Here is a 3,132-nt window from a genome sequence, read left to right as displayed (position 1 = left end):
CAGTTCAACTCTGCCTGGGACTACCTCTTGGATTGAGGGGGATTAGCTCAGCTGGCTAGAGCACCTGCTTTGCAAGCAGGGGGTCAACGGTTCGAATCCGTTATTCTCCACACGGCAGGGGCCGCATTCCGTTGTCTTGGTTGCGGATGTTCTGCGGACGATCTATGACATGCTGTACAGAATAGAACCTGAAGGTTCAAACCGAAAGAAAATGCCACAAGTTGGCAGACGAGAACAAAGGAAGCAAGGGCACCAGGTGGATGCCTTGGCTCTCGGAGGCGATGAAGGACGTGATAAGCTGCGAAAAGCCGCGGTTAGGCGCAAATAGCCCTTGACCCGCGGATCTCCGAATGGGACAACCCGCCATCCTGAAGGGATGGCATCCCGCAAGTCGGGAGGCCAACGCAGGGAACTGAAACATCTTAGTACCTGCAGGAAAAGAAAACAACAGTGATTCCCCCAGTAGTGGCGAGCGAACGGGGAGGAGCCCAAACCCCTCCTGTCTAGGCAGGCGGGGGGTTGTAGGACCACGACATCGCACGGGTTATGGCGAGCGGAAGGCGCTGGAAAGCGCCGCCAGAGAGCATGAAAGCTGCGTACGCGAAGCCATATGAGGCGTAGTGGTATCCTGAGTAGCGCGGGACACGTGAAATCCTGCGTGAATCCGCCGGGCCCATCCGGCAAGGCTAAATACTCCCGAGAGACCGATAGTGTACCAGTACCGTGAGGGAAAGGTGAAAAGTACCCCGAACAGGGGAGTGAAATAGTCCCTGAACCCTGGTGCCTACAAGCGGTCGGAGCACCTGTTTGGTGTGACGGCGTGCCTTTTGCATAATGAACCTACGAGTTGACCTTTTCGGCAAGGTTAAGGGGCTTGAGCCCCGCAGCCGAAGCGAAAGCGAGTCTTAAAAGGGCGTTTAGTCGTGAGGGTCAGACGCGAAACCGGGTGATCTACCCTTGGCCAGGCTGAAGGATGGGTAACACCATCTGGAGGGCCGCACCAATAAGCGTTGAAAAGCTTCTGGATGAGCTGAGGGTAGGGGTGAAAGGCTAATCAAACCCGGAGATAGCTCGTACTCCCCGAAATGCATTTAGGTGCAGCCTCGGACATTACCGGCATGAGGTAGAGCGACTGATAAGATGCGAGGGCTTCACCGCCTATCAAGTCTTGACAAACTCCGAATGCGTGCCGGTCAGAGTCCGGGAGTGAGGGCGCGGGTGCTAAGGTCCGCGTCCTAAAGGAGAACAATCCGGACCGGCAGCTAAGGTCCCGAAATGGATGCTGAGTTGGACTAACGAAGTCAGATTGCAGAGACAGCTAGGATGTTGGCTTGGAAGCAGCCATTCATTTAAAGAGTGCGTAACAGCTCACTAGTCGAGGAATCCGGCATGGATAATAATCGGGCATAAGCATCCTACCGAAGCTCCGGAACCGTCATGGTTGGTAGGGGAGCATTCCACGCCGCGTTGAAGGTATGCCGTGAGGCTTGCTGGAGCGCGTGGAAACGCAAATGTAGGTATAAGTAACGATAAGGCAGGCGCGAAACCTGCCCGCCGAAAGACTAAGGTTTCCTGATCAACGCTAATCGGATCAGGGTAAGTCGGGTCCTAAGGCACAGCCGAATGGCGTAGCCGATGGCAGAACCGGTTAATATTCCGGTACTGCCTGCATGAGCGACGTGGTGACGGAGTCGTGACAGCGCCGCGGGCTGACGGAATAGCCCGTTTAAGGGTGTAGGAGTCGAGGAGGCCAGGCAAATCCGGTCTCCGATCCGAACCTGAAAGTATGCCAATCCTTCCGGGGAGCGGCAATAGCGCGCGTAAGCATACTCCCGAGAAAACCCGCTAAGCATATCATGCAGGCACCCGTACCGCAAACGGACACACGTAGTCGGGTTGAATATACTAAGGCGCTTGAGTGAATCACGGTTAAGGAACTAGGCAAATTGACCCTGTAACTTCGGGATAAAGGGTCCTCACTTATTTGGTGAGGCGCAGAGAATCGGTCCAGGCAACTGTTTACCAAAAACACAGGGCTGTGCGAAATCGAAAGATGCAGTATACAGCCTGACACCTGCCCGGTGCCGGAAGGTTAAGAGGAGAGGTCATCGCAAGAGAAGCCTTGAATTGAAGCCCCGGTAAACGGCGGCCGTAACTATAACGGTCCTAAGGTAGCGAAATTCCTTGTCGGGTAAGTTCCGACCTGCACGAATGGTGTAATGATCTGGACGCTGTCTCAACCGTGAGCTCAGTGAAATTGTAGTATCGGTGAAGATGCCGATTACCCGCGATGGGACGAAAAGACCCCGTGAACCTTTACTATAGCTTAGCATTGAATTTGGGCAGCCGGTGTGTAGGATAGGCCGGAGGCAATGATGCCGTGACGCCAGTTACGGAGTAGCCGCCGTTGAAATACGGCCCTCCTGCTGTTTGAGTTCTAACCCGCGGTGCGGGGACATTGCTTGGCGGGTAGTTTGACTGGGGTGGTCGCCTCCAAAAGCGTAACGGAGGCTTCTAAAGGTGCCCTCAGGACGATTGGTAACCGTCCGTAGAGTGTAATGGCATAAGGGCGCTTGACTGGGAGACAGACATGTCGATCAGGTGGGAAACCAGAGCATAGTGATCCGGTGTTTCTGTATGGAAAGGACATCGCTCAAAGGATAAAAGGTACTCCGGGGATAACAGGCTGATCCCTCCCAAGAGCTCATATCGACGGAGGGGTTTGGCACCTCGATGTCGGCTCGTCACATCCTGGGGCTGGAGAAGGTCCCAAGGGTTGGGCTGTTCGCCCATTAAAGTGGCACGCGAGCTGGGTTCAGAACGTCGTGAGACAGTTCGGTCTCTATCTATCGTGGGCGCATGAAATTTGCGCGGCTCCGACACTAGTACGAGAGGACCGTGTTGGACCGACCTCTGGTTTGCCGGTTGTGCCGCCAGGCGCATTGCCGGGTATCTAAGTCGGGATCGGATAAGTGCTGAAAGCATCTAAGCACGAAGCCGGCCGCAAGATTAGATTTCTTTGAGGGCCGTCGTAGACGACGACGTCGATAGGATGCAGGTGTAAAGGTGGCGACACCAAAGCCGAGCATTACTAATTGCCCCTTCCCTTTGTGTCTTTGTATGTTTTGCATG

1 tRNA gene and 1 rRNA gene are annotated in these 3,132 nt (G+C 54.7%); both read left to right on the top strand.

Features of this window, described 5'->3' with window-relative positions:
* Positions 1–36 precede the first annotated feature (36 nt).
* Positions 37–110 (top strand) — tRNA-Ala (locus B5F34_RS17060).
* Between the two features lie 123 nt (positions 111–233).
* Positions 234–3,115: ribosomal RNA gene (locus tag B5F34_RS17055) — 23S ribosomal RNA — on the top strand.
* Positions 3,116–3,132: the final 17 nt, after the last annotated feature.

This window comes from Mediterranea sp. An20 (genome assembly GCF_002160055.1).
Lineage (GTDB): Bacteria > Bacteroidota > Bacteroidia > Bacteroidales > Bacteroidaceae > Bacteroides > Bacteroides avicola.
This window is presented reverse-complemented; position numbering and strand designations above follow the sequence as displayed.